The organism is Luteimonas viscosa, from assembly GCF_008244685.1.
GTDB lineage: Bacteria > Pseudomonadota > Gammaproteobacteria > Xanthomonadales > Xanthomonadaceae > Luteimonas > Luteimonas viscosa.
Map to the genome: position 1 here is coordinate 3,005,913 of NZ_VTFT01000001.1, position 24,681 is coordinate 3,030,593.

Here is a 24,681-nt window from a genome sequence, read left to right on the forward strand (position 1 = left end):
GGTGAAAAGGAAGATCCCTCGCTGTGCTCGGGATGACGAACGTGGTCCGGTCAGCCGACGCTGCCTTCCAGCGACACGTCCAAGAGCTTCTTGGCCTCGACCGCGAACTCCATCGGCAGTTCGCGGAAGACCTGCTTGCAGAAGCCGTCGACGATCAGGCTCACCGCGTCTTCCTCGCTGATCCCGCGCGTGCGGCAATAGAACAGCTGGTCGTCGCTGATCTTGGACGTGGTCGCCTCGTGTTCCACGGTCGCGCCCGGGTTCTTCACCTCGATGTAGGGGAAGGTGTGCGCGCCGCAGCGCTTGCCGATCAGCAGGCTGTCGCACTGGGTGTGGTTGCGCGCGCCGTCCGCGCCGGCGGCGACCTTGACCAGGCCACGGTAGGTGTTCTGGCCATGGCCGGCGCTGATGCCCTTGCTGACGATCTTGCTCTTGGTGCGCTTGCCGACGTGGATCATCTTGGTGCCGGTGTCGGCCTGCTGGCGATGGTGGGTGAGCGCCACCGAGTGGAACTCGCCGGTCGAGTCGTCGCCCAGCAGCACGCAGGACGGGTACTTCCAGGTGATCGCCGAGCCGGTTTCGACCTGGGTCCAGGTGACCTTGCTGCGCGCGCCCCGGCATTCGGCGCGCTTGGTGACGAAGTTGTAGATGCCGCCGCGGCCCTGCTCGTCGCCCGGATACCAGTTCTGCACGGTCGAGTACTTGATCTCGGCGTCTTCCAGCGCAACCAGTTCCACCACCGCCGCATGCAGCTGGTTCTCGTCGCGCATCGGCGCTGTGCAGCCTTCCAGGTACGAGACGTGGCCCTTGTCCTCGCAGACGATCAGGGTGCGCTCGAACTGGCCGGTATGGCCGGCGTTGATGCGGAAATAGGTGCTCAGTTCCATCGGGCAGCGCACGCCCTTCGGGATGAACACGAAGCTGCCGTCGGAGAACACCGCCGAATTGAGCGCCGCGAAGTAGTTGTCGGCGACCGGAACCACGGTGCCCAGGTACTGGCGCACCAGCTCCGGATGCTCGGCGATGGCCTCGGACATGGAGCAGAAGATCACGCCCTTCTCGGCCAGTTCCTTGCGGAAGGTGGTGCCCACGGACACCGAATCGAACACCGCGTCGACCGCGACCCCGGCCAGGCGCGCGCGCTCGTGCAGCGGCACGCCGAGCTTGTCGTAGGTGTCGAGCAGTTCCTGCGGCACCTCGTCGAGCGACTTGTACTTCGGGCCCTTCGGTGCGGAGTAGTAGCTGATCGACTGGAAATCGATCGGCGCGATCCGCAGCTTGGCCCAGTGCGGCACCGGCATGGTCAGCCAGTGGCGGTAGGCGGCCAGGCGCCAGTCGGTCATCCACTGCGGCTCGCCCTTCTTGGCCGAGAGCGCGCGCACCACGTCCTCGTCCAGGCCCGCCGGCAGCGAGTCGGACTCGATTTCGGTGACGAACCCGGCGTCGTAGCGACGGCCGAGCTGTTCGTGGATTTCCTTGTTGGCGATCGGTTCTGCGAGTTCGGTGGCCATGGGGCTGCCTGGGGTATCCATGTGGGTGGCGTCCTGTCCGGAAACCGGATTACGCATTGGCCAGCCGGGCGGCGATGCGCCTGGCGGGCGGGGGCGAGGGGGGCACGTCGTCGAGCATCTGCGCCAGGCTCACGCCGCGCAGCGCGTCGGCGACCACGTCGTTGATGCGGCGCCAGTTGGCGCGCACGCCGCATCGGGCCGAGATCCCGCACTCGCCGTGGTCGAGGCTGCATTCGGTCATCGCCAGCGGGCCTTCCATCGCCTCGACGATCTCGACCAGGCTGATGTCGGTCGCCGGCCGCGCCAGTCGGTATCCGCCATGCACGCCGCGGAAGCCTTCCACCAGCCCGGCCTGCGCCAGCGGCTTGAGCAGCTTGCTGACCGTGGGGCCCTCCAGGCCGGCGCGTTCGGCCAGGTCGGCCGCGCTGAGCACCGCTTCCGGCCGCGAGGCGAGGACGGTCAGGACGACGGTGGCGTAGTCGGTAAGCCGGGTGACACGGAGCATGGATGCGAATGGTTCTCGAAAGCGGACCAAAATTGTACGCTTTCCGGTGGTTCGGCTCAACGCGCGCTGGCCGTGCGATTCATGAAGCACGCGGATGACGGCTGTCACCCCCGGCCTCTGATGCGCGCCACTGCCGTCAGCGACGCCGGCGCGCCAGCATGGCCATGTCCACCGGCGGACGGCAGCGGGAGGGTGCGATGGGATTCGAGACAGGCACGACGGCGGTGGAGGACGGGCGCGGCCGCTGGCTGGGGCCGGCGCTGGTCGCCGCGGCGGCCTTCCTGCTGTGGAAGGCGGCGCGCGGCGTCCGCGACCTGGCCTGGGCCGCGTTCGGCCTCGGCATGGCCGCCTACTGGACCGGGCTGTGGCCGGCCTGAGGCGACTGCGCGATCGGCTCGCCGGCGGTGCCCGGGCCCGGGGGCGGCAACACCAGCTGGTAATAGGGCTCGGGTGGTACCTGGCCCGGCGGCAGCGCCGCCGGCGCCGCGGTTCCTGCCGGACCGAGCGAACGCACGAAGCGATGGATCGCGCGGCGGTCGTGCTCGCGCATCTGCCGCAGCATGAAGTCGGGCATGATCGGACGGGTATGCAGGTTGGCGGTATAGGCCAGCCACTGCGCTTCGTCGAGGCCGGCGACGGTCAGCCGCAGGTTGGTGGCATACGTCGTGCCCCACGGCCCGTGGTAGCCCAGCGGCGAGCCGGTGAGCCATTCCGCGGTCGGGACCTCGCCGCCGCGCTCGGCATAACCGGCCGTGTGGCAGTCGTTGCAGCCGGCGATACGCACGATGTACTCGCCATGCGCGACGAGGACTTCGTCCGGCGCAACGGTTCCGGCGCTCGTGGCGGGCACCGCCGGCACGGGCTGGCATCCACCCTGGGCGCAGGCGAGCAGCAGGCAGGCGGGCAGGCGCAGGGCATCGGCGGTGCGCATCGGTGTGTCGTCCTCGGGAACCTGGCCTGATCAACGTGGATCCGTGGTCCGGGCGGACGCGCGACGCCGTCCCCAGCGGGCGATGGCGGCCGCAGACAGCTCGTGTCCGCGCCGCAACGGCGGCCTGCCGGGCGCGCGGCTCGTGCCACAATGCCGTTCCCGCCCACTTCACCGCCCGCAATGCCGAAGAAGAAAAAGAAGATCGAAGCCCGCCTGTCGCCGATCCACGGCAATGGCGTGTTCGCCACCGAACTGATCAGGAAGGGCGAGCGCATCGTCCGCTACAAGGGCACGTTGCGCACCCACGCCGAGGTCGACGAGGAATACGGCGACGACGACGAGGACGGCCACACCTTCCTGTTCACCCTCAACGACGAGTACGTGGTCGACGCCAACGTCGGCGGCAACGTCGCACGCTGGATCAACCACAGCTGCCAGCCGAACTGCGAGTCCGAGATCGAGGAAGATGCGAAGGATCGCCGCCACAAGGACAAGGTGTTCATCCACGCCCTGCGCGAGATCAAGCCCGGCGAGGAGCTGACCTACAACTACGGCATCACCCTCGATGAACCGCATACGGCCAGGCTGAAGAAGCTCTGGGCCTGCAAGTGCGGCTCGAAGAAGTGCACCGGGACGATGCTCCAGCCCAAGCGCTGACCGGCGCGCCCGCTGGCGGGATGCACGCCGCGGGCAAAGGGTTGCCATGACCGATGGGACGCGGCACCTCGTGTTGCCGCGGCTAGCCTGCGTGCCGGTGGAGGACGCGAGGGGAATCGCCCGGTGGGCTGGATGCACAGGTTCTGGCTGGTGGCGCTGGCACTCGCCCTGGTGGGAGGCCGGGCCGCTGCGGTCGAGGTCGATGGCCGGATCGATCCCGGCGAGTGGGAGGGCGCCACCCACGTCACCGATTTTCGCAAGGTCCAGCCGCTGACCGGCGAGCCGGGCTCGCTGCCGACGCAGGCCTGGATGCTGGCGACGCCCGACGGGCTGGCGGTGGCCTTCCGCAACACCCAGCCGCCCGGCGTGCCGCGCACCCGGCAGAAGGTGCGCCGCGACTTCGAGGAGCAGGTCGACCGGGTCAACGTCTTCGTCGATTTCGACGGCGACGGCCGCACCGGCTACGCCTTCACCGTGAGTTCCACCGGCGGCATCGCCGACGAGATCATCACCAACGAGAACCAGTTCAGCAGCGACTGGGACGGCCAGTGGCGCCATGCGGTAAGCGAGGACGAGGACGGCTGGAGCGTGGAACTGCTGGTGCCCTGGCATACCGCGCCGATGCGCGACGGTGCCGGTGGCGAACGCACCCTCAGGCTGTTCCTGGCCCGGGTGATCGGCTCCACCGGCGAGCGCACGGCGTGGCCGGCGGCGAGCTTCGAGCGCTCGCGGTTCCTGTCGGATTTCGCACCGCTGACGGTGCCGCAATACGACCAGTCGCTGCTCGCGGTCACGCCCTATGTGTCCGGCCTGTACGACAACATCGGCGGCGATGGCGAGGGCAATGCCGGCGCCGACCTGTTCTGGAAACCCAACGGCCGCTTCCAGCTCTCCGCGACGGTCAATCCCGACTTCGGACAGGTGGAAAGCGACGACCTGGTGGTCAACTTCAGCGCCACCGAAACCTTCGTCAGCGACAAGCGGCCGTTCTTCACCGAGAACCAGGGCATCTTCGAATACACCACGCCCTCCGACTTCAGCCAGCTGCTGTACACGCGCCGGATCGGCGGACCGGCCGACGACGGCGGCGGCGCCAGCGACATCGCCGCCGCGGTCAAGCTCAACGGCAGCTTCGGCCAGGCGAAGTACGGGCTGTTCTCGGCCGACGAGGCGGGCGCCGCGGGCCGCAGCTTCTACGCGCTGCGCGTGGTGCGCGATTTCGAGACCCAGAACCTCGGCATGATGCTGACGCACGTCGAGCGGCCGTTCCTCGACCGCGAGGCGAGCGTGCTGGGTCTCGACCACAGCTGGCGCCCGACGCCGCGCTGGAACGTGCGCAGCCGTGTGTTCGGCAGCCGGGTCGAGCAGGACGGCGGGCGCAGCAGCGACCTCGGCGCGACCCTGTGGGCCGACTACGAGATGGACCGAGGCTGGCGCCAGCAGTGGATCGCGATGCACTTCGGCAACGAGCTCGAGATCAACGACGCCGGCTATCTCTCGCGCGCCAGCACGAACTACCTGCACTGGCAGGTCTCCAGGCGCTTCACCGACCTGCCCGAAGGCTCGCGCTACGCCTCCACCGACTGGCGCTGGCGCGTCAGCAGCAACCACAACAACCGCGGCCAGAAGCTCAACGACCAGTTCCGCATGAGCCGCCAGGGCCAGCTGCGCAACGGCAGCGACGAGTACGCGCAGGTCAACATCAACGGCGCCGGCATCAACGACCTGCTGCTTCGGGGCAACGGCATCGTGCGCCTGCCGGCGAACTTCAACGCCTATTACGAGTACTCGCGCCCGCGCAAGGGGCGCTGGGCGCACGATGTCGAGGCCGAGCTGTTCGGCGGCGGGCTGGCGGGCAACGACCGGCTCGGTGGCTCGCTGTGGTACGGCGCCACCTATTTCGTCAGCGACGCCTTCAGCCTCAATGCCGGCGCGATCCTGATCCAGCGCCCGGACTGGCTGATCTGGCAGGGACCCGACAGCGGCGACCTGGTCGGCGCGTTCGACGGCAAGGAGGCCAAGCTGCTCGCGGGACTGGACTGGAGCATCGATCCACGCCAGGAACTGCGGGTGAAGCTGCAGGCGATCGGCATCGATGCGCGCGCCCGCCACGCCTGGCGTTTCGACCCGGCGGGCAACGCGATCGCCACGGACGACGCCATCGAGGACTTCAGCGTACGCAATCTCGCCTTCCAGATCCGCTACCGCTACGAGCTGGCGCCGCTGTCGTACCTGTACGTGGTCTACGGCCGCGGCGGCTTCGATCGCAGCACGATCGCGGACGGCGTCGACGAGGCGTTGCTCGACAGCTTCGATCTGCGCGACGACGAACAGCTGATGGTCAAGCTCAGCTATCGCTTCGAACTCTGAGCGCGCAGGTCCGTCAGGGCGCGGCGTCGCGCAGGTCGGCCGAGGCGATGCGCCAGGCGCGCTGCTCCGGCGTGGCGCCGTCGACCACCGCGCGGCGCAGCGTGAACCGGCCGGCCTGTCGCTGCACGCTGCCGTCGGTGCGGGTGGTGGTGACCGTCACCGGCACTTCGACCCAGCGCGAGCCGGCGGCCGCGCCGACCGGGCCGGGCTCGCCGAACGTGGTCTCGATTCGGGCGATGTCCGCGAAGCCGGCCGCGAACTGCTCGGGCGTCAGTCCGCTGGCGCGACCGTCGTCGGACCAGGCCGCATGGGCTCGGGCGAAGTCGCGGGCGTCGATCGCCGCGTAGTACTCGCGCATCAGCGTCGCCGCCTCGGCGGGCATGGGCTCGGCCGCATCCGGTGCGGCCGGTGCGATGCCGGTTTCCGGATTCTCCTCGAGCGGCGGCAGGCCGAAGTTCGCGTCGGCCGGGAGCAATGCCGGTGGCGGCGGTGGCGGTACCTCGCCGGCCAGGGGCACTTCGCCGGGGCCGGGACGGGCCGGCATGTCGGTGACGGCGCCGTCCGCCCTGGGCTGCGGCAGCGGTGCGTTCGGGGTGTCGTCGGTCGCGGCGCCGGCAGGCGCATCCCGGTCGCAGGCCGCCAGCACGCACGCCAGCGCGCCTGCCAAGAGCGCTGCGCGCATCGGGGCGGTCCGGGCCGTGCGCGCCATGCTCAGCGCTCCAGCCGCACGACGACCACACCGCGTTCGATGCCGACCTCGCCGATCCGGCTGCCGGCGGGCAGCTTCGCCAGCAGGTCGTCGTCGAGCCGGTACACCGGTTCGGTGCGCGCGTATTCGGCGAGCAGGCTGTTGACGATGCCGCGTGCGCCACCGCGCAGCAGTTCGCCCGAGCGCGGGATCTCGAACTGCAGCAGTTCCGGCGCATCCAGGTGCAGGCCCTGCGTCGCCGGGTCGTAGCGCAGGCCGCTGGCCAGTGCGAGGTGGCCGGTGGTCGCGCCCTCGCTGCCGAGCGCGCCGAGACCGAGGTCGAACTCCAGGCGCAGGCGCGAATCGCCGGGCGCAATCGAGGCGCGAGGATTGTCCAGCGTCACCGTCACCAGTCCGCCGAGCTTGTCGAAGGTGCGCGGGAAGCGGTGGTCGAGATGGCGTTGCAATTGCCCGGGTGTGAATGCGACCTGGTCGCCCAGCCACGCGGACACGACGCCGATGGTCGAACAACCGGCGAGCAGGACGAGCAGGAGCAGGCTCGGGCAGATCCGGGAAAGCGGAAGACGGCGCATGCGACGGTCCTGGCGGAAGACGACGTCGATCAGTGTGCGGCCGCGGCCTGAACCGTCGCTGGGCGGATCATGCCGGCGCGCGCAACGCGTTGCGGCGCGGCTGCAGCCAGGCCAGCAGCACGCCCAGCAGCACCATGCCGAGCGTGCCGAACAGCACCTGCTTGGCGACCAGCGCCGCCGGCAGCGGCTGCACGGCGTAATGGACCAGGTAACCGGGCACGGTCGAGAACAGGGCCATCGCCAGCCCGAAGCGCAGGCCCTGCGCGATCGTGGCGCGATCGCGGGCGTAGCCCTGCGAGAAGATCCAGGTCATCGCGAAGCCGAGCAGGCCGTGCGCGAGCAGCAGCCAGCGGAAGTGGCGCGTGCCGTCCGTGGCGTCTCGGTACATCGCCCCGAGCGCCGCGTAGTCGTCGCCGAGCAGCAGCCCGTGGGTCAGGAACGACAGCAGCAGCGCGGCGAACGACACCACGATGCCGCAGATCCAGAACCGCTTGTCCATCCCGCCTCCCGCACCCGCGTAGGGTCGCCGACGACGACCGCGGCCATGCTACTGCCGGGCGGGCATCGCGTCGATGGACGCGCCGGTGAGCTGCCATGTGTCCTGCGCGGGATCGTGCCGCAGTTCGTACCAGCCCGAATAGTGGCGCGGCGACTCGCCGCGCAGCCCGAGGCGCATCTGCACCGGGATGCGCACCGCCGCGGGGACGGGCGTGGTGCCCAGCGCTTCGGGGGAGCGGTTTCGCGTGCGGAAGAAGCTCGGCGCCGCCGGCAGGCCGCGCAGGTCCGCCTCGTCGGCGTCGCGCGGCGGGCGGCCATCGGCCCAGAACGCGTCGGCGGCGACGTGGTCCTCGGGCAGTTTCGCCAGATAGCGGTGCAGGGTGGAGACCGCGGCGCGCATGGCGGCATCGTGGCGGTCGCGCAGTTCCGCACGCGCGAACGCTTCCTCGTCATCGCGTGCGGCGCGCGCGGCAGCGTCCGCCGGGAGGGTGGCCGCGACGGGGCGCGCCGGAGGATCGTCGGTGCCGCCGCGATCGCAGCCTCGCAGGGCCAGCAGCGCGGCCAGCGCGGGCAACAGCAGCAACGGCAGCAGCAGGCGCGCGCGTGGCATCGGCGGGCGTCGGGTTGCGCTCAGCCGGCGGCGTCGCGGAACTCCTGCTCGAGCCGCCGCTTCAGGGCGTCGTCGATCCCGAGCTGGCGCGCGAGTTCGTCCAGGTACGCGCGCTCCATGTAGTTCTGCTCGTCCGCGGCGACGAGGCTGGCCAGGTACATTTCCGAGGCGATCTCGGGCGTGCCCGCCGAGCGCGCCACCTCGGCCGGATCGAGCGGCTTGTCGAGTTCGACCTTCAGCCACCGCTGCACTTCGGCCTCCGGCGCGATCCGTGCGAACTCGCCCTCGATCACCTGGCGCTCGCGCGCGTCGAGATGGCCGTCGGCCTTGGCCGCGGCGACCAGTGCGCGCAGGATCGCCTCGCCGTGCAGGTTCGCCTGCGGTGGCGGCAGCCGGTCGACGGTCTGCGGCTGCACCTGCGCGCCCTGCTGCGCCTTGTAGTCGCCGTAGGCGCGGTAGGCCATCATCCCCAGCGCGGCCAGCCCGCCGTAGGTCGCGAGCTTGCGGGTGGTCCTGTTGCGGCCCAGCAGCAGGCCCAGCGCGCCGCCGGCCATCGTGCCCTTGCCGAAGTCGGAGCCGAGCATGCCGCCGAGTCCGCCGCGGCCGTCGTTGCCCGTCACGGTGGTGGGTGCCGCGGACTTGAGCAGGTGGTCGAGGAATCCGTTGAGGCTCATCGTCGTGTCCGGTCGTCGCTTTGGAGGTGGGACGCGCATCTTAGCCGCCCGAAAAGAAACGGGACGGCAAGGCCGTCCCGTTCGTGGCGTCGCTGTCGCTTGCGGCGATCAGGCGGCCGCGTCCTTGAGCTTCTTCAGCGGACGCACCTTGACCTTCACCGAGGCGGGCTTGGCGGCGAACCACTGCTCTTCCTTGGTGAACGGGTTGATGCCCTTGCGCTTGGGCTTGGCCGGCACGCTGACGGCGCTGAACTTGGCGACGCCCGGCAGGGTGAAGCTGCCCGCGCCCTTCTTGTTCAGCGAGCCGTGGATCGCGCCCTCGAGCGCGCCGAGCACGGCACGGATGTCCTTCGCGGCGACGCTGGTGGCGTCGGCGATGTGGGCCACCAGGCCCGACTTGCTCAACGGATCCTTGATCGCTTTCGGCGCGGCAGGCTTGGCGGCCTTCTTCGGGGCTGCCTTCTTGGTCGTGGCCTTCTTCTTTGCCATGGGTTTTGTGTTCCCTCGTCAGTGTCTGTGGTCTGCGTTTTGGTGCGGCCGAACATGCCGGCAGGCGCAATGTAGGGCATCCGCATCGCGCCGCCAATAGGAAAACGCGAAAAAACACGCATATTCCGCACCCGCCTCACCGCGGGCGCCTGCTGCTTGCGCGACGCCGGACCGGCGGCCACCGCCACCAGCAGGCGATCACCAGTCCGGCGAACGCGCTGTAGGCGAACACGAACACCCACCAGGGCGCCTCGAAGAAGATCAGGCGCGACAGCCAGTACTGGATGAAGGATTCGCCGTAAGTATCCTGCCCCGCTCGGATTCGCAACGCCTGTTCCCAGACCGTCAGCGGGCACAGCTGCCCCATCCAGGCCTGCAGCGCGATCACCAGCATCAGCAGCAGGTGCGTGGCGCGGAATGCCAACCCCCGTATCCAGCGCCAGCCGAGTGGACCGCCTGCCAGGATCGCCAGCAACCCGAGCACCACGAAGGCGACCACGCCCACGTGCAGGGCGAGGATCGCGTCGGCGAGCAGGGCGGCGCGGCCGGAGTTCACGATTGGACCTCGTCGTCAGTCCTCCTCGTGCCTGGGTCGCCAGGCCGCCGCCAGCGCCTGCTGCACCTGCGGCGGCACCGGTTCGTAGTGGCTGAATTCCAGTGCGTAGCGGCCACGGCCGGCGGTCGCCGACTTGAGTTCCGCGGCGTACCCCTCCAGCTCCGACAGCGGCACCTGGGCGGTGACCGCGATCTCGCCGTTGCCGGTCGCATCGGTACCGTTGATGCGCGCGCGCTTGCCCGCCAGGCCGCCGCTGATGTCGCCCATGTGCGCCTCGGGCGCGTTGACCTCGAGGTCGACGATCGGTTCGAGGACCTGCGGCCTGGCCTTGCCGATCGCATCGAGGAACGCCTTGCGGCCGGCGGCGACGAACGCCACCTCCTTGCTGTCGACCGGATGGTGCTTGCCGTCGTAGACGATGACGCGCACGTCCTGGATCGGATAGCCGGCGATCGCGCCGGAGGCCAGCACCTGGCGGACGCCCTTCTCGACGGCCGGCAGGAACTGGCCAGGGATCACCCCGCCCTTGACCTCGTCGACGAACTCGAACCCGCCCCCGCGCGGCAGCGGCTCGACCCGCAGGAACACCTCGCCGAACTGGCCCGCGCCACCGGTCTGCTTCTTGTGCCGATGGTGGCCCTCGGCCTTCGCACCGATGGTTTCGCGGTAGGCGATGCGCGGCGGCCGGGTGGTGACTTCCACCGCGAAGCGGTCCTTGAGCCGCTCGAGCTGGATCCGCAGATGCAGGTCGGACAGCCCGCGGATGACGGTCTCGTTGGTCTCGTCCTCGTGTTCGACATGGAAGCAGGGATCCTCCTCGGCCAGCTTGTGCAGCGCGTTCGCCAGCTTCTGCTCCTGGCCCTTGCTGCCGGCCTCGATCGCCAGCCCGAACATCGGTTTCGGGAACGCGACCGGCGCCAGCCGGATCTGGTCCTCGTCGTGGCTGTCGTGCAGCACCGCGTCGAAATGCAGCTCGTCGACCTTGGCCACCGCGGCGATGTCGCCCGGGATGGCCTGGTCGACCTCGACGTGCTCCTTGCCGTGCAGCCGGAACAGGTGGCCGACCTTGAACGGCTTGCGCCCGTCGTCGACGAACAGCTGCGTGTCGCGGCGCACCGTGCCCTGGTACACCCGGAACACGCCGAGCTTGCCGACGAAGGGATCGTGGACGATGCGGAACACGTCGGCGACCACGTGCGCCGACGGGTCGGGCGTGGTGGTGATCGGCCGGGCGTCGGCGCCGGCGCCCTTCACGAACGGCGGCGGGTTGGCCTCGCCCGGATGCGGGAACAGCCGGGTGGCGACGTCCAGCAACGCCTTCACGCCGACGCCGGTGCGCGCGGACACGAAGCACACCGGCACCAGGTGACCCTCGCGCAGGCACTGCTCGAACGCATCGTGCAGTTCCTGGCCCGACAGGCCTTCCTCGCCGAGGTCGAGGTAATGGTCCATCACCGTCTCGTTGATCTCGACCACCTGGTCGAGGATCCGGCGATGCCAGTCGGCGACCGGGCCGAGGTCGCTGACGCGCGCGTCGCCGTCGGCCGAGGCGAAGCAGTCCACCACGCGCGTCGCGCCGTCCGCGGGCAAATTCAGCGGCAGCACCTCCGGCCCGAAGGCGTCGCGCAGCTGGTCGAGCACGCGGCCCGGGTCGGCGCCCTCGGCGTCGATGCGCGAGACCACGATCGCGCGGCACAGGCCGCGTTCCTTCGCGCGCTCCATCATGCGCCGGGTGCCGTATTCCACGCCGCCGGTGGCGTCGACCACGATCGCCGCGGTCTCCACCGCGCCCAGCGCCGACAGCGCGGGACCGCGGAATTCGGGATAGCCGGGCAGGTCGATCAGGTTGATGTGCGCGGAACGGTCCGCGCCCGCGCGGTAGTCGATGCCGGCGATGGCCGCGTCGATCGAGTGGCCGCGCTGCTTCTCGATCGGGTCGAAGTCGGACACGGTGTTGCCGCGTTCGACGGTGCCTGCCGTCTGTACGGTGCCGCCGGCATGCAGCAGGGCTTCGAACAGGGTTGTTTTGCCGGCGCCGGGGTGGCCTGCGAGGGCCACGTTGCGGACCTGTTGCGTCGAGTAGGGCATGGGGCCGATCCTCCCTTGGATGGGATGCCGGCCAGCGCGGCCGGCATCGTTCGGAGGGATCCGTGCCGCGGAACGTCCAGGCGGGCTGGTCCGATCCCTGCGGGGGATCCGCATGGCGGCCGTCATGGCTGTCCGCGGGAGGAACGCTGCCGTTCGAGCGCACGCTCGAGGGGCGGTCATGGCGGGCCGACACAGTAGCGCGTCGCACCGGGCGGAGCGCGTTGCGACGCAGCATCCCGGCGCGCCCGCACGCGGAAGTAACGCGCGCGTGCTTACGCTGCACGCTTTACCCCACAGGAGCGACATCATGGGCATCTCCCGCAAGGCCAGCGCACACTGGGAAGGCGACCTCAAGGGCGGCAAGGGCTCGCTCACCACCCCGCAGAGCGGCCTGCTCGACGGCACCCGTTACGGCTTCAACAGCCGCTTCGGCGACGAGAAGGGCACCAATCCCGAGGAACTGATCGCCGCCGCGCACGCCGGCTGCTTCACCATGGCGCTGGCGGCGAAGCTGGGCGAAGCCGGGCATCCGCCCGAAGCGCTCGACGGCAGCGCCGAGGTGGACCTGTCGATGGAAGGCGGCCCGACGCTGAGCGCGATCCGGCTGAAGATGAAGGCGAAGGTGCCGGGCCTGGACGAGGCGAAGTTCCGCGCCATCGCCGACGACGCGAAGCAGAACTGCCCGGTGTCCAAGGCCCTGAGCGCGGTTCCGATCACGCTGGAGGCGGAACTGGTTGGATGAGCGCATCGCCTCGGCACTGATGGTGCACGGCGGAGGCGGCGGCGGCTGGGAATGGAATGTCTGGAAGGCCGTGTTCGAGGCGGGCCACCTGCGGGTGGCCGCTCCCGACCTGCAGGCCTCGCCGGAGGGCCTGGCCGCCACCGGCTTCGACGACTACGCCGCGCAGGTGCGCGCGGCGCTGGACGCATTGCCGCGCCCGCGCGCGCTGGTCGGCGCGAGCCTGGGCGGACTGCTGGCGATGGCCTGTGCCGACGGCGCCGATGCACTGGTGCTGGTCAACCCGTTGCCGCCGTCGCCATGGCATGCGCAACTGCCCGGTCGCGACTGGCCGGACGTCGTGCCCTGGCAGCGCGACGCGCGCCTGACCGGCACCCAGCGCGCGCTGCCCGACGCCGACGAGGCCACCGCGCTGTTCGCGTTCCGGCACTGGCGCGACGAGAGCGGGCGGGCGATGCGCGAGGCCTGCGGCGGCATCGAGGTCGAACCGCCTGCCTGCCGGGTGCTGTGCATCGCCTCGATGGTGGACGACGACGTGCCGCCGCGGCTCACCGCGGCCCTGGCGAGCGCGTGGGAGGCCTCGCTGCTGCGCGCGACCGCCGTCAGCCATGTCGGCCCGCTGCTGGGCCGCAACGCCGCCGAATGCGCCGCGCAGGCGCTGGCCTGGCTGTCGGCGCGGTGAACGCCGCATGCCGCGGCGGAGCGGAGCCGCGCGGATTCAGCCGCCCGTTAGCCATGCGTCCCTAGCGTGGCGATGCGCGCCGCCCTGCCCGGCGCCCGGGGGTTCTCATGATGAAGTCCGCAAGCGTGTCCGTTGCCATCGTGCTGGCGCTCGCTGCCGGCGCCGTCGGCGCGCAGGTCGATGACGGCCGCTACGGTCCGGCGCCCTACGGCGACTACAGCCACCGGGTTCCGCAGCAGCAGGCGCGGCCTGACGCTTATGCGCCGCAGGGTCACCACGACTGGGCCCGGGTGGTGCGCGTCGACCCGGTCTTCGATGGCCGCGCGAGGCCGGTGAGCGATACGCGGCGCTGCCGGACCCGGCGCGAAGGCTATGCGGGCAACGAGCCCTGGGGCGATCGCCGTGCCGATTCCTACGACGGCGACTACCGGAACGGCTATCCGCACGATCCCTACCGCGACCAGCGTCGCGACGACAACGGCCGACTGGTCGCCACCGTGCTCGGCGGCATCGCCGGCGCGGTGCTCGGCAGCAGGATCGGTGACGGCAGCGGCCAGGTGATCGGCACGGCGGTCGGGTCGATGGTCGGTGGCGCGGCCGGTCGCGGCATCTACGAGGCCAACCGCCGCGATCGCGACGCCACGGTCACCGTCTGCGAGCCGGATCCCTACCGCGGCGACGGCTATGGCGGGTACGACGCCTACGGCAGCGATGCATACGACGGCACGGTCGGCGAGTACGACGTCACCTACGAATACGGCGGTCGCGAATACCTGACGCGGACGAACTACCACCCCGGCGACCGCATCCGCGTGCGCGTGGACGTGCGCGCCGAGTGAGGCGGCGCCCAGCGCCGCGATGAGGCGGGGGAGCCGTCGGGCCCCTCGTGTCCCTTGTCCTCGCGTCTCCGGCGTGGCGAACGCGCGTTACGGTGCGCCGCTCGGCATGCCTGCGCTCCACGGAGGGCGCAGGTCGGCGGCGTTCCCGTTGTAGCATCGCCCCATCGACCACCGGAGTGCGCCGATGCTGCGCCAGATGCTCTTGCCGTTGTTGTGCGCCGCCGCCTGCCTGCCCGCCGTGGCCGGTGAAACCAGGCTGCAGGCCGGGCGCATCCACACCTCGGATCCGGCCGTTCCGGTGGTGGAGTCAATCGTGTGGGACGACGGTGGGCGCATCGTCGCGGTCGGTTCGGCTGCCGTGCTCGCGGCCCGGCATCCGGACGCGCGCGTGATCGATGTCGGCGTCGCCACCGTGATCCCCGGGCTGATCGATGCGCATGCGCACATCGTCGGGCTCGGCGTCGCGCTGACCCGCGTCGATCTCGTCGGCACGCGCAGCAGGCAGGAGGTCCTGGCGCGCCTGCGCGCGTTCGCGGCGGACCTGCCGGACGGCGAGTGGCTGCTGGGCGGCGGCTGGGACCAGAACGACTGGCCGGAGCAGGCGTTCCCGACCGCGGCCGACCTCGACGCGGCGTTTCCGGATCGCCCGGTGTGGTTGCGCCGCGTCGACGGCCACGCGGGCTGGGTGAACTCCGCGGCGCTGCGCGCGGTGGCCGCCCGCCCGCAGGGCGCCGCGCTGCTGGCGTCGGGACAACCGGACGGCGGACTGATCGTGCGCGATGCCGGCGGGCGGCCGACCGGCGTGTTCGTCGACGAGGCCGAACGCCTGGTCGACGCGGTCGTGCCGGCGATGGACCAGGCCGATGCCGACCGCGCCCTCACGCTCGCGCTCGAGGCCGCCGTGCGCAACGGCCTGACCGGCGTGCACGACATGGGCACCAGCCGCCGCGACTTCGAACAGCTGCGGCGCTTCGCCGACGAAGGCCGCCTGCCGCTGCGCATCAGCGCCTACGCCGACGGCGACGCCGATGCGTTCGCCTGGCTGTGCGAGCACGGGCCCTACGCCCATCCGGGGCGCCGCGTGCAGATGCGCGGGGTGAAGTTCCTGATCGACGGCGCGCTCGGCAGTCGCGGCGCCGCGCTGATCGAGGACTACAGCGACGATCCCGGCAACCGCGGCCTGCTGCTGGTCGAGCCGGCGCGGTTCGAGCAGCTGGCCCGGCGCGCACAGGGCTGCGGCCTGCAGGTGGCCACGCATGCGATCGGCGACCGCGGCAACCGCATCGTGCTCGACACCTACTCGCGCGTGCTCGGAGATGCCGCGGACAGCGACCCCCGGTGGCGCATCGAGCACGCGCAGATCATGGCGCTGGAGGACATCCCGCGCTTCGCCGAACTCGGCGTGGTGGCGTCGATGCAGCCCACGCACGCGACCTCGGACATGCCCTGGGCGCAGGATCGTGTCGGCGCGGAGCGCATCGCCGGGGCCTACGCCTGGCGTCGCTTCGGGGAAGCCGGCGTGCGGCTCGCGCTGGGTTCGGATTTCCCGGTCGAATCGCCCGATCCGCGCCTGGGCCTGCATGCCGCCGCGACCCGCCAGGATCGCGAAGGTCATCCCGAGGGCGGCTGGTTGCCGGACCAGGTGCTGAGCGCGGCCGAGGCCCTGCGCGGCTTCACCGCGGACGCGGCCTGGGCCCATCGTGACGAAGCGTTGACCGGACGTCTGGCCCCCGGCCTGCAGGCGGATTTCGTGGTGCTGGCGCAGGATCCGCTGGCGATCGACGCGGCGGAACTGCACGCGCTCGAGATCCGCTCGACCTGGGTGGACGGGAAGCCCGTGTTCGAGGCCGCCGCTTCGGAATGATCCGGCGCCCGCGCGGCTCGCGGCGAACCGGTCCTGGCCGGAACAGCGCTCCGGCATCGGTGTTTTCAGCGCCGGACTAGCGGCCGCCGGGTGCCCATGGCGCAGGCGGACGCACCGCTTCCGTCGGTGGCGGTGGCGCGCAGCCGCCGCAGGCGAACGCTAGTCGCGTACCCCGAACCAGTCGATCATCCCGTCGACCACGGTCTGCACGCGACCACCCGACCACACGTCGCCGGCCTCGTCCACGTGCAGCTCGATGATCGCGTCGAAGCCGACTTCGCGACCCTGGCTGATGCGGTAGCGGCCGTCGCGGCCGGGCAGGGCGCCCTGCGAGGCCAGCCATGCCGCGAGCGTGGCGTTGGCCGCGCCCGAGGCCGCGTCCTCGAAGCGCCCGGTCGCGCCGACCCAGGCGCGCACGGCGAGGTGGTGCACCGGGTCGTCGCTGCGCGCGAACACGCACAGGCCCATGCTGTCGGTCTCGAGCGCCAGCCGCTCGATCGCGTCCCAGTCGGGCGTCGCGGCGCGCAGCGCGGCTTCGCCGGCCACTTCCGCGAGCCACCAGCGGCGCCCGCCGTCGACCAGCGCCTGCGGCAGGTTGCCGCGCGGGATGCCGGCCAGCGCCGCCCGCAACAGCGGGTGGGCCGGATCGGCGACCTCGACGATCCGCGCCCGCGGCGTGCGCACCGCGATCGTGCGGGTCGCGCCTTCGCCGAGCACGCGCAGCGGCAGCTCGCCGGCGATTCCCGACTGCACCAGCAGGCCGTCGCGTGGCGTCGCCAGCCCCGCCTGCAGCACCGCATGCGCCGTGCCCACGCTGGGATGCCCGGCGAACGGCACCTCGCGACGCGGGCTGAACATGCGCAGGCCGTAGCTCGCCCCGGGGGTGGGTGCCGGGAACACGAAGGTGGTCTCCGGCAGGCGCGTCCAGCGCGCGATCGCCTGCATGGTCGCGTCGTCGAATCCGCGCGCATCCAGGACCACGGCGAGCGGATTGCCGGCCCCGGGGCGATCGGCGAAGACGTCCAGCAGCAGGTAACGGCGTGGCGACATGTGGGGGTTGGCCTCGATTTGGATAGAATCCGCGCTTGTCATGAATCCGCGCGTCGCGCCCGCAGGCGCGGATCGGCCGCCCGTTATACCGGAATCCATCCACGTCCATGCCCGCTTCTCCGACCGGCACGCCCTGGGTCGTGCTCAAGTTCGGCGGCACCTCGGTGTCGCAACGCCATCGCTGGGACACCATCGGCAGGCTGGCTTCGAAACGGGCGGCCGGGGACGACGTGCGCGTGCTGGTGGTGGTGTCTGCGCTTTCCGGTGTAACCAATGAGCTGACCGCGATCGCGGCCGGTGCCGGCGACAGTGCCGCGCGCGTCGATGCGCTGGTGGCGCGGCATCGCGAGTTCGCCGTGCAACTCGGCCTCGATCCGGACCGGGTGCTGGCCGAGCGCCTGGATGCGCTGCGCGAACTCGCGCGCGATCCGCGCGCCGCCGCGCAGGCGCTCGATTGGCAGGCCGAAGTGCTGGCGCAGGGAGAACTGCTTTCGTCCACGCTGGGCGTGGCCTATCTCGCCGCGCAGGGGCTGGACATCGGCTGGCTCGACGCGCGCGACTGGCTGGATGCGATCGAACTGCCGAACCAGAGCGCCTGGAGCAGGCGGCTGTCGGTGTCGTGCCGGCGCGAGGCCGACGACGCCTGGCGTGCACGCCTTGCGGCGCAGCCTACGCGGCTGCTGCTCACCCAGGGCTTCATCGCGCGCCACGGCGACGGCGGCACCGCGGTGCTCGGGCGCGGCGGCTCCGATACCTCGGCGGCGCTGTTCGGCGGGCTGCTGCATGCGCGCTGCGTGGAGATCTGGACCGACGTGCCGGGCATGTTCACCGCCAATCCGCGCGAGGTGCCGGACGCGCGCCTGCTCACCCGTCTGGACTACGCCGAGGCGCAGGAAATCGCCACCACCGGCGCCAAGGTGCTGCATCCGCGTTCGCTCGGGCCGTGCCGCGTGAGCGGGGTGCCGATGGCGATCCTCGACACCGAACGCCCGGACCTGCCCGGCACCCGCATCGACGGCGACGCCTCGCCGGTGCCGGGCGTGAAGGCGATCAGCCGCCGCAACGGCATCGTGCTGGTGTCGATGGAAACCGTGGGCATGTGGCAGTCGGTCGGGTTCATGGCCGACATCTTCGAGCGCTTCAGGCGCCACGGCCTGTCGGTGGACCTGATCGGCACCGCGGAGACCAACGTCACCGTCTCGCTCGATCCCAGCGAGAACCTGGTCAGCACCGACGTGCTGGCGCGGCTGTCGGAAGACCTGGCGCAGATCTGCCGGGTCAAGGTGATCGCGCCCTGCGCGGCGATCACCCTGGTCGGCCGTGGTATGCGCTCGCTGCTGCACAGGCTGTCGGACGTGTGGGCGACCTTCGGCCAGGAGCGCGTGCACCTGATCTCGCAGTCGTCCAACGACCTCAACCTGACCTTCGTGATCGACGAGGCCGACGCCGACGGGCTGCTGCCCGAGCTGCACGCCGAACTGATCGGCAGCGGCGCGATGCCGGTGGCCGATGGCGACGTGTTCGGGCCCAGCTGGCGCGAGATCCAGCACGGACGGCCGCAGCGCGCGCCGGCCTGGTGGCAGGGCGCACGCGAACGCCTGCTTGGGCTCGCCGCCGTCGGCACGCCGGCCTATGCCTACCACCTGCCGACGGTGCGCGAACGCGCGTGTGCGTTGCTTGCGGTGGCGGCGGTGGACCGTCGCTTCTACGCGATCAAGGCCAACCCGCATCCGGCCATCCTGCGCACCCTCGCCGAAGAAGGTTTCGGCCTGGAATGCGTGTCTCAGGGTGAGCTCGAACACGTGTTCGCGTCAGTGCCCGGGATCGATCCGGCGCGCGTGCTGTTCACCCCGAGCTTCGCCCCGCGCGCCGAGTACGAAGCCGCGTTCGCGCATGGCGTCACGGTGACGCTCGACAACCTCGAGGCGCTGTCGCGGTGGCCGGACATCTTCCGCGGCCGCGACCTGTGGCTGCGCGTCGACCTCGGCCGTGGCGACGGCCACCATGCCAAGGTCGTCACCGGCGGCGCGGCCTCGAAGTTCGGGCTGGCGCTGGCATCGGTCGACGCCTTCGCCGACGCCGCGCGTGCGCTCGACGCGCGCATCACCGGCATCCACGCGCACCTGGGCAGCGGCATCGGCCAGCCCAGGCACTGGCGCGAGGTGTACGCAGAACTGGCGGCGATCGCCGACGGCATCGGCACGGTCGACACCATCGACATCGGCGGCGGCCTGACCATTCCCTACAAGCCCGAGGATGCGCCGTTCGACGTCGTCGCCTGGGCCGAGGGACTGGCGGAGATCAAGGCTGCCTGGCCGCGTTACCGGTTGGCGATCGAGCCGGGCCGCTATCTGGTGGCCGAGGCCGGCGTGTTGCTGGCGCGCGTCACCCAGGTGGTGGAGAAGCTGGGCGTGCGCCGCGTCGGTCTCGATGCCGGCATGAACGCGCTGATGCGCCCGGCGCTCTACGACGCCTGGCATGGCATCCACAACCTGTCGCGCCACGACGCGCCGGCCGACATGGCCTGCGACGTGGTCGGGCCGATCTGCGAATCCAGCGACGTGTTCGGCACCGGCCGCCGCCTGCCCGCGGCCACCGCGGAAGGGGACGTGGTGCTGCTGGCCGACGCCGGCGCCTACGGGTTCGCCATGGCCAATACCTACAACCTGCGCGAGCTGCCGCGCGAAGAGGTGCTGGAATGAAGCCGGCGGCCTTCGATCGCGACGCGGTGCGCGCGTTCCGCTTCGTCCGCTGCGGCTTCGATGCCCACAGCGGGGTGGCGCAGCTGGTGTACGCCTTCGACGATGGCCCGGAACTGGTCGAGACGGTGACCCTGCCGGGTGCGCCGTTCGTGCTGGAAGGTGAACGCGCGAGCGCGGCGGAGCGCGCGCTGCAGTTGCTGCACCTGATTGCCGGCATCAGCTACTACAAGGCGGCGGTGCCGCCGGAGATCCACATCGAAGGCGGGGGCATCGACGCGGCGACTGCGATGCTGCTGGAGGACGTGTACGTGCACGGCCTGGGCGAGTTCGCGTATCGCAATGGACTGGACCTGCGCGGCAGGATCAGGTTTCCTGCCGTTCTGCCCCCTCTCCCGCTTGCGGGGGAGGGTCGGGGTGGGGGCGGCTCCGTCGCTCCGGACCCGCCCCCATCCGCCCTTCGGGCACCTTCCCCCGCGAGCGGGGGAAGGGCGGGGGACACGGCACTTCGGGCACCTTTCGCTGCGGGCGGGGGAGCAGCAGGCATGGCCTTGCGCGAGCGAGCGCTCGTGGCGATCGGCGGCGGCAAGGATTCGCTGGTCAGCATCGAGGCGCTGCGCGCGCTCGGTGTAGAGCAGACGGTGACCTGGATCGGCGGTTCGCAGCTGATCCGCGCCTGCGCCGAACGCACCGGCCTGCCGACCCTCAACATCGGCCGCCAGCTGGCGCCGGAACTGTTCGAGTACAACCGCCAGGGCGCGTGGAACGGCCACATCCCGGTGACCGCGGTGAACTCGGCGATCCTGGCCTTCACCGCGGTGGTCCTCGACTTCGACCAGGTCGTGTTCTCGAACGAGCGCTCGGCCAGCTATGGCAGCCTCATCGAGGGCACCGGCGAGGTGAACCACCAGTGGTCCAAGGGCTGGGCGTTCGAGCGCGCGTTCGCCGCGCACCTGCGCAGCCATGTAGCGACCGACCTGTCGTACTACTCGCTGCTGCGGCCGCTGAGCGAACTCGCGGTGGCGCGCCAGTTCGCCAAGACCGACCAGTACGACGCGCATTTCTCCAGCTGCAACCGCAATTTCCACCTGCTCGGCGAGCGGCCGGTCAACCGCTGGTGCGGGGTGTGCCCGAAGTGCCACTTCGTGTTCCTCGCGCTGGCGCCGTTCATGCCCAAGCCGCGGCTGGTGGGGATCTTCGGGCGCAACCTGCTGGACGATCCTGCGCAGGTCGGCGGCTACGATGCCCTGCTCGAGTACCGCGACCACAAGCCGTTCGAATGCGTGGGCGAAGGCAGGGAGTCGCGCGCGGCGATGGCGGCGCTGGCGGCGCGGCCGGAGTGGCGCGAGGACGCGATCGTCGCGCGCTTCGCCCGCGAGATCGCGCCGCAGCTGGGTGCGGACGAGGTCGACATCGCGGCACTCCTGGTGCTCGACGACGGGCACGGCATCCCCGCGCCGCTGTGGGAACGCCTGCGTGTCCGCTTCGCCGCCTAGCATCGCGCAGCTCGCGGGACTGCGCGTCGCGCTCTGGGGCTGGGGTCGCGAGGGACGCGCGGCCTATGCGGCGCTGCGCGGCGCACGGGAATCGGGAATCGGGATTGGAGAATCGGGCGAGCGGTTTCCTGCGCGGCTCACGTTGTTCTGCACGGCCGCCGAGGCGGAGGAGGCGCGTGCGCTGGGTGACGGGGCGTTGCTGGTCGAAACCGAAGCAAGCGCCGAGCGGCTGTCGGCATTCGACGTGGTGGTGAAGTCGCCCGGCATCAGTCCTTACCGCCCGGAAGCGGTCGCGGCGGCCGCGCAAGGTACGCGCTTCATCGGCGGCACCGCGCTGTGGTTCGCGCAGCGTCCCGATGCGCGCACGATCTGCGTCACCGGCACCAAGGGCAAGAGCACCACATCGGCGTTGCTGGCGCACATCCTGCGCGCAGCCGGCCATCGCACCGCGCTCACCGGCAACATCGGCCAGCCGCTGCTGGAGCTGCTCGATGGCGAGGCGACGTTCTGGGTGATCGAGCTGTCCAGCTACCAGACCCGCGACGTCGCCGCGAGCGGCGTGCGTCCGGATGTCGCCGTCGTCACCAACGTGTTTCCCGAACACCTGGACTGGCACGGCAGCGAGGCGCGCTACGTCGTCGACAAGCTGGCGCTGCTCACCGAAGCGCATCCGCGCGTCGCGGTGCTCGATGCCAATGATGCGACGCTCTCCGCGCTTGCGTTGCCGGACAGCGACGTGCGCTGGTTCGGTCGTGCCGACGGATGGCATCTGCGCGGCGAAGCGCTCTGGCGGGGAGACGAGGCGGTGCTCGACACGCGTGGGTTGCCCGTACCAGGGCGGCACAATCGCGGCAACCTCTGCGCCGTGCTGGCCGCGATCGAGGCGCTGGGCCTGGATGCGAAGGCGCTGGCGCCGCACGCGCTCACGTTCCAGCCGTTGCCGCACAGGCTGCAGACCCTCGGCACCCGCGATGGCGTCGCCTACGTCAACGACTCGATCAGCACCACGCCGCACGCCAGCCTGGCGGCGCTGGACGTCTTCGGTGATCGGCGCGTGGCGATCCTCGTCGGCGGCCACGACCGCGGACTCGACTGGCAACCCTTCGTCGAGGCCATCGGCGCCAGGCCACCTGCCGCCATCGTCACCATGGGCCAGAACGGGCCGCGCATCCATGCCCTCCTGAGCGGTGTCGCGGGCCGTGCCGGCTTCGGCCTGGGCCAGGCCGTCGACCTCGGCGAGGCCGTCGCCCGGGCGCAGGACCTGCTGGGCGGGGAGGGCGTGGTACTGCTCTCGCCGGGCGCCCCGAGTTTCGGCGCCTACCGCGACTACAACGCACGGGGGCGCCACTTCGCCGCGCTGGCAGGTTTCGATCCAGAGGCGATCGCCGCCATCCCGGGGATCGGTATCGCCTGAGGCGCGCGGCAGGGTGGGGCAGGCGATTGCAGCGTCGCGTGAACAGCCCGGTTCCCGCGGCGCCGGGAATTGACCGCGGGACGCTCAGTGCCCGCGCTCGACCGCATGACGCGCGAGGCCGCGCAAAGCGGCGACCGCCTCGTTGTCCGGCAACGTCGCGAGCGCGGCTTCGGCCGCCGCGGCGTAGTCGCGGGCGCGGGCGCGGCTGTAATCGAGGCTGCCGGCGCGCTCGATCGCGGCCAGCACATCCGGCATCGCATCGATGTCGCCGCGTTCGACGATGTCGCGCAACCGCGCGCGCGTGGCCTGGTCGGCGTGCGCCATCGCGTGGATCAGCGGCAGGGTGGCCTTGCCTTCGGCCAGGTCGTCGCCGAGGTTCTTGCCGAGCGCGTCGGCGTCGGCGCTGTAGTCGAGCACGTCGTCGGCGATCTGGAAGGCATGGCCCAGTTGCAGGCCGTACTCGTGCAGGGCCAGTTGCGAGGCCTCGTCGGCGCCGGACGCCAGCGCTCCGAGCCGGGTGCCGGCGGCGAACAGCACGGCGGTCTTGCGCTCGATCACGTCGAGGTAGGTGGCCTCGTCCGTGTCGGGATTGCGCACGTGCAGTAGTTGCAGCACCTCGCCCTCGGCGATGCGGTTGGTGGTGTCGGCGAGGATCCGCATCACCTCCATGCGGTCGAGCTCGACCATCAGCTGGAAGCTGCGCGAGTACAGGAAGTCGCCGACCAGCACGCTCGGCGCATTGCCCCACAGGGCGTTCGCGGTGCTGCGGCCGCGGCGCAGGTCGGATTCGTCGACCACGTCGTCGTGCAGCAGGGTCGAGGTGTGGATGAACTCGATGATCGCGGCGAGCTGGTGGTGCTGCGGCGTGACCGGGCCGGTGGCGCGGCCGGCCAGCGCCACCAGCATCGGCCGCAGGCGCTTGCCGCCGGCGGAGACGATGTGCTCGGCGATCTGGTTGACCAGGACCACGTCCGAGGCCAGCCGGCGGCGGATCAGCGCGTCGATCGCGTCCATGTCCGCGGCGGCCAGCGCCTGGATCGCGGGGAGGCCGGGGGCCGGTGCTGGAGAGGGGGCGGCCATGGGGGGTCCGTCGAAGATGAACGGCCGATTATACGGAGCCTGCGCGCCGGCCCGCGTGCGGTGAAATCCGACACCGGCCCGCGGAACGCGCCGACGGCCGGGGGACGGGACGCTATAATCCAATGTCCCTCGCCGGGCTCTGCCGGCGACACCCGAGGAATGCAATGGCCCGTGGCATCAACAAGGCGATCCTTGTCGGCAATCTCGGCAACGATCCCGAAACCAGATACACCCAGGGCGGCATGGCCGTCACCAAGGTCAGCCTCGCCACCACCTCGGTGCGCAAGGACCGGGACGGCAACAACCAGGAAAAGACCGAGTGGCACCGGGTGACCTTCTTCGGCAAGCTCGGCGAGATCGCGGCCGAGTACCTGCGCAAGGGCTCGCAGGTCTACGTCGAAGGGCGGATCAGCTACAGCGAGCACACCGGCGACGACGGCCAGAAGCGCTACTACACCGACATCATCGCCGACGAGATGCAGATGCTCGGCGGCCGCGGCGAGGGCGGTGGCGGCGGTTCCCAGGAGCGCAGCCCGCGTCCGCAGCGTTCGGAGTCCGCGCCGCGCTCGCAGGCGGCACCGAGCCGGCAGCAGGCGCCGGTCGACGACTTCTCGGATGACGACATCCCGTTCTGAGCCGGGGCGCCCC

Annotated in this window: 24 protein-coding genes; 11 read left to right on the forward strand and 13 right to left on the reverse strand. The window is 71.0% G+C overall.

The annotated features are described in order from the left end of the window. Nucleotides 1-50 precede the first annotated feature (50 nt). Both sufB and FZO89_RS13325 read right to left on the reverse strand, forming a co-directional pair. The gene (gene sufB, locus FZO89_RS13320; protein ID WP_149104175.1) at nucleotides 51-1,511 is read right to left on the reverse strand and encodes a Fe-S cluster assembly protein SufB; all 1,461 of its coding nucleotides are present in this window, start codon (nucleotides 1,509-1,511) and stop codon (nucleotides 51-53) included. Nucleotides 1,512-1,560: 49 nt separating this feature from the next. Beyond that, nucleotides 1,561-2,016 carry an SUF system Fe-S cluster assembly regulator gene (locus FZO89_RS13325; protein WP_149103715.1) on the reverse strand — a complete coding sequence of 152 codons (456 nt, stop codon included), beginning with the start codon at nucleotides 2,014-2,016 and terminating at the stop codon, nucleotides 1,561-1,563. A 197-nt stretch (nucleotides 2,017-2,213) separates the two neighbouring features. Here FZO89_RS13325 and FZO89_RS13330 point away from each other — a divergent pair, with 197 nt between their 5' ends. Further along, the gene (locus tag FZO89_RS13330) at nucleotides 2,214-2,393 is read left to right on the forward strand and encodes a hypothetical protein (RefSeq protein WP_149103716.1); all 180 of its coding nucleotides are present in this window, start codon (nucleotides 2,214-2,216) and stop codon (nucleotides 2,391-2,393) included. Here the strand turns inward: FZO89_RS13330 and FZO89_RS13335 are convergent. Then, a complete protein-coding gene (locus FZO89_RS13335; protein WP_149103717.1) occupies nucleotides 2,366-2,947 on the reverse strand; it encodes a cytochrome C in 582 nt (193 codons plus the stop codon). The two genes, FZO89_RS13330 and FZO89_RS13335, sit on opposite strands and share 28 nt — an antisense overlap. 180 nt (nucleotides 2,948-3,127) lie before the next feature. Here FZO89_RS13335 and FZO89_RS13340 point away from each other — a divergent pair, with 180 nt between their 5' ends. Together FZO89_RS13340 and FZO89_RS13345 are read left to right on the forward strand one after the other, a co-directional pair. After that, a complete protein-coding gene (locus FZO89_RS13340; protein WP_149103718.1) occupies nucleotides 3,128-3,604 on the forward strand; it encodes an SET domain-containing protein in 477 nt (158 codons plus the stop codon). Between the two features lie 132 nt (nucleotides 3,605-3,736). Next, nucleotides 3,737-5,974, forward strand: a complete 2,238-nt coding sequence (locus FZO89_RS13345) for a DUF5916 domain-containing protein (protein ID WP_149103719.1) — start codon at nucleotides 3,737-3,739, stop codon at nucleotides 5,972-5,974. A 13-nt stretch (nucleotides 5,975-5,987) separates the two neighbouring features. Here FZO89_RS13345 and FZO89_RS13350 read toward each other — a convergent pair whose 3' ends face one another. From FZO89_RS13350 to fusA, 8 genes are all read right to left on the reverse strand, one after another. Continuing rightward, nucleotides 5,988-6,656, reverse strand: a complete 669-nt coding sequence (locus FZO89_RS13350) for a hypothetical protein (protein ID WP_149103720.1) — start codon at nucleotides 6,654-6,656, stop codon at nucleotides 5,988-5,990. A 29-nt stretch (nucleotides 6,657-6,685) separates the two neighbouring features. Continuing rightward, nucleotides 6,686-7,255, reverse strand: a complete 570-nt coding sequence (locus FZO89_RS13355) for a DUF1439 domain-containing protein (RefSeq protein WP_149103721.1) — start codon at nucleotides 7,253-7,255, stop codon at nucleotides 6,686-6,688. 67 nt (nucleotides 7,256-7,322) lie between these two features. After that, a complete protein-coding gene (locus FZO89_RS13360; RefSeq protein WP_149103722.1) occupies nucleotides 7,323-7,754 on the reverse strand; it encodes a hypothetical protein in 432 nt (143 codons plus the stop codon). Between the two features lie 48 nt (nucleotides 7,755-7,802). Further along, nucleotides 7,803-8,363 carry a hypothetical protein gene (locus FZO89_RS13365; protein WP_149103723.1) on the reverse strand — a complete coding sequence of 187 codons (561 nt, stop codon included), beginning with the start codon at nucleotides 8,361-8,363 and terminating at the stop codon, nucleotides 7,803-7,805. 20 nt (nucleotides 8,364-8,383) lie between these two features. Then, nucleotides 8,384-9,037, reverse strand: a complete 654-nt coding sequence (locus FZO89_RS13370; RefSeq protein WP_149103724.1) for a tellurite resistance TerB family protein — start codon at nucleotides 9,035-9,037, stop codon at nucleotides 8,384-8,386. Nucleotides 9,038-9,145: 108 nt separating this feature from the next. Further along, nucleotides 9,146-9,526 (reverse strand): HU family DNA-binding protein, encoded by a 381-nt coding sequence (locus FZO89_RS13375; RefSeq protein ID WP_149103725.1) that lies wholly within the window; start codon nucleotides 9,524-9,526, stop codon nucleotides 9,146-9,148. A 136-nt stretch (nucleotides 9,527-9,662) separates the two neighbouring features. Further along, entirely contained in the window at nucleotides 9,663-10,082 is a 420-nt protein-coding gene (locus FZO89_RS13380; protein ID WP_149103726.1) for a DUF2784 domain-containing protein, read from the reverse strand. A 15-nt stretch (nucleotides 10,083-10,097) separates the two neighbouring features. Further along, nucleotides 10,098-12,170, reverse strand: a complete 2,073-nt coding sequence (fusA, locus tag FZO89_RS13385; RefSeq protein WP_149103727.1) for an elongation factor G — start codon at nucleotides 12,168-12,170, stop codon at nucleotides 10,098-10,100. 307 nt (nucleotides 12,171-12,477) lie between these two features. On the opposite strand from fusA, the gene FZO89_RS13390 reads away from it, so the two are divergent. The 4 genes from FZO89_RS13390 to FZO89_RS13405 all read left to right on the forward strand — a co-directional run bounded on the left by FZO89_RS13390 (nucleotide 12,478) and on the right by FZO89_RS13405 (nucleotide 16,294). After that, a complete protein-coding gene (locus FZO89_RS13390; protein ID WP_149103728.1) occupies nucleotides 12,478-12,912 on the forward strand; it encodes an OsmC family protein in 435 nt (144 codons plus the stop codon). Continuing rightward, nucleotides 12,905-13,591, forward strand: a complete 687-nt coding sequence (locus FZO89_RS13395; protein ID WP_149103729.1) for an alpha/beta hydrolase — start codon at nucleotides 12,905-12,907, stop codon at nucleotides 13,589-13,591. Before FZO89_RS13390 ends, FZO89_RS13395 begins: the two co-directional genes overlap by 8 nt. A 110-nt stretch (nucleotides 13,592-13,701) precedes the next feature. Then, nucleotides 13,702-14,430 (forward strand): glycine zipper 2TM domain-containing protein, encoded by a 729-nt coding sequence (locus tag FZO89_RS13400; RefSeq protein WP_149103730.1) that lies wholly within the window; start codon nucleotides 13,702-13,704, stop codon nucleotides 14,428-14,430. Nucleotides 14,431-14,614: 184 nt separating this feature from the next. Next, nucleotides 14,615-16,294, forward strand: a complete 1,680-nt coding sequence (locus tag FZO89_RS13405) for an amidohydrolase (protein ID WP_149103731.1) — start codon at nucleotides 14,615-14,617, stop codon at nucleotides 16,292-16,294. Between the two features lie 159 nt (nucleotides 16,295-16,453). On the opposite strand, the gene FZO89_RS13410 is transcribed toward FZO89_RS13405, so the two are convergent. Then, nucleotides 16,454-17,344 carry a PhzF family phenazine biosynthesis protein gene (locus FZO89_RS13410; protein WP_149103732.1) on the reverse strand — a complete coding sequence of 297 codons (891 nt, stop codon included), beginning with the start codon at nucleotides 17,342-17,344 and terminating at the stop codon, nucleotides 16,454-16,456. A gap of 107 nt (nucleotides 17,345-17,451) precedes the next feature. On the opposite strand from FZO89_RS13410, the gene FZO89_RS13415 reads away from it, so the two are divergent. From FZO89_RS13415 to murD, 3 genes are read left to right on the forward strand one after another with little or no spacing between them, the layout of a single operon-like run. Further along, a complete protein-coding gene (locus FZO89_RS13415; RefSeq protein WP_149103733.1) occupies nucleotides 17,452-20,046 on the forward strand; it encodes a bifunctional aspartate kinase/diaminopimelate decarboxylase in 2,595 nt (864 codons plus the stop codon). Continuing rightward, entirely contained in the window at nucleotides 20,043-21,539 is a 1,497-nt protein-coding gene (locus FZO89_RS19075; RefSeq protein ID WP_262378657.1) for a MurL-like N-terminal domain-containing, read from the forward strand. The genes FZO89_RS13415 and FZO89_RS19075 overlap by 4 nt, the downstream gene beginning before the upstream one ends. Continuing rightward, on the forward strand, nucleotides 21,520-22,953 hold the full coding sequence (murD, locus tag FZO89_RS13425; protein ID WP_262378659.1) for a UDP-N-acetylmuramoyl-L-alanine--D-glutamate ligase: 1,434 nt from the start codon (nucleotides 21,520-21,522) through the stop codon (nucleotides 22,951-22,953). Before FZO89_RS19075 ends, murD begins: the two co-directional genes overlap by 20 nt. Before the next feature lie 84 nt (nucleotides 22,954-23,037). On the opposite strand, the gene FZO89_RS13430 is transcribed toward murD, so the two are convergent. Next, nucleotides 23,038-24,033, reverse strand: coding sequence for a polyprenyl synthetase family protein (locus FZO89_RS13430; RefSeq protein ID WP_149103735.1), 996 nt, complete (start codon nucleotides 24,031-24,033; stop codon nucleotides 23,038-23,040). 164 nt (nucleotides 24,034-24,197) lie between these two features. On the opposite strand from FZO89_RS13430, the gene ssb reads away from it, so the two are divergent. Next, nucleotides 24,198-24,668 (forward strand): single-stranded DNA-binding protein, encoded by a 471-nt coding sequence (gene ssb / locus FZO89_RS13435; RefSeq protein WP_149103736.1) that lies wholly within the window; start codon nucleotides 24,198-24,200, stop codon nucleotides 24,666-24,668. Nucleotides 24,669-24,681: the final 13 nt, after the last annotated feature.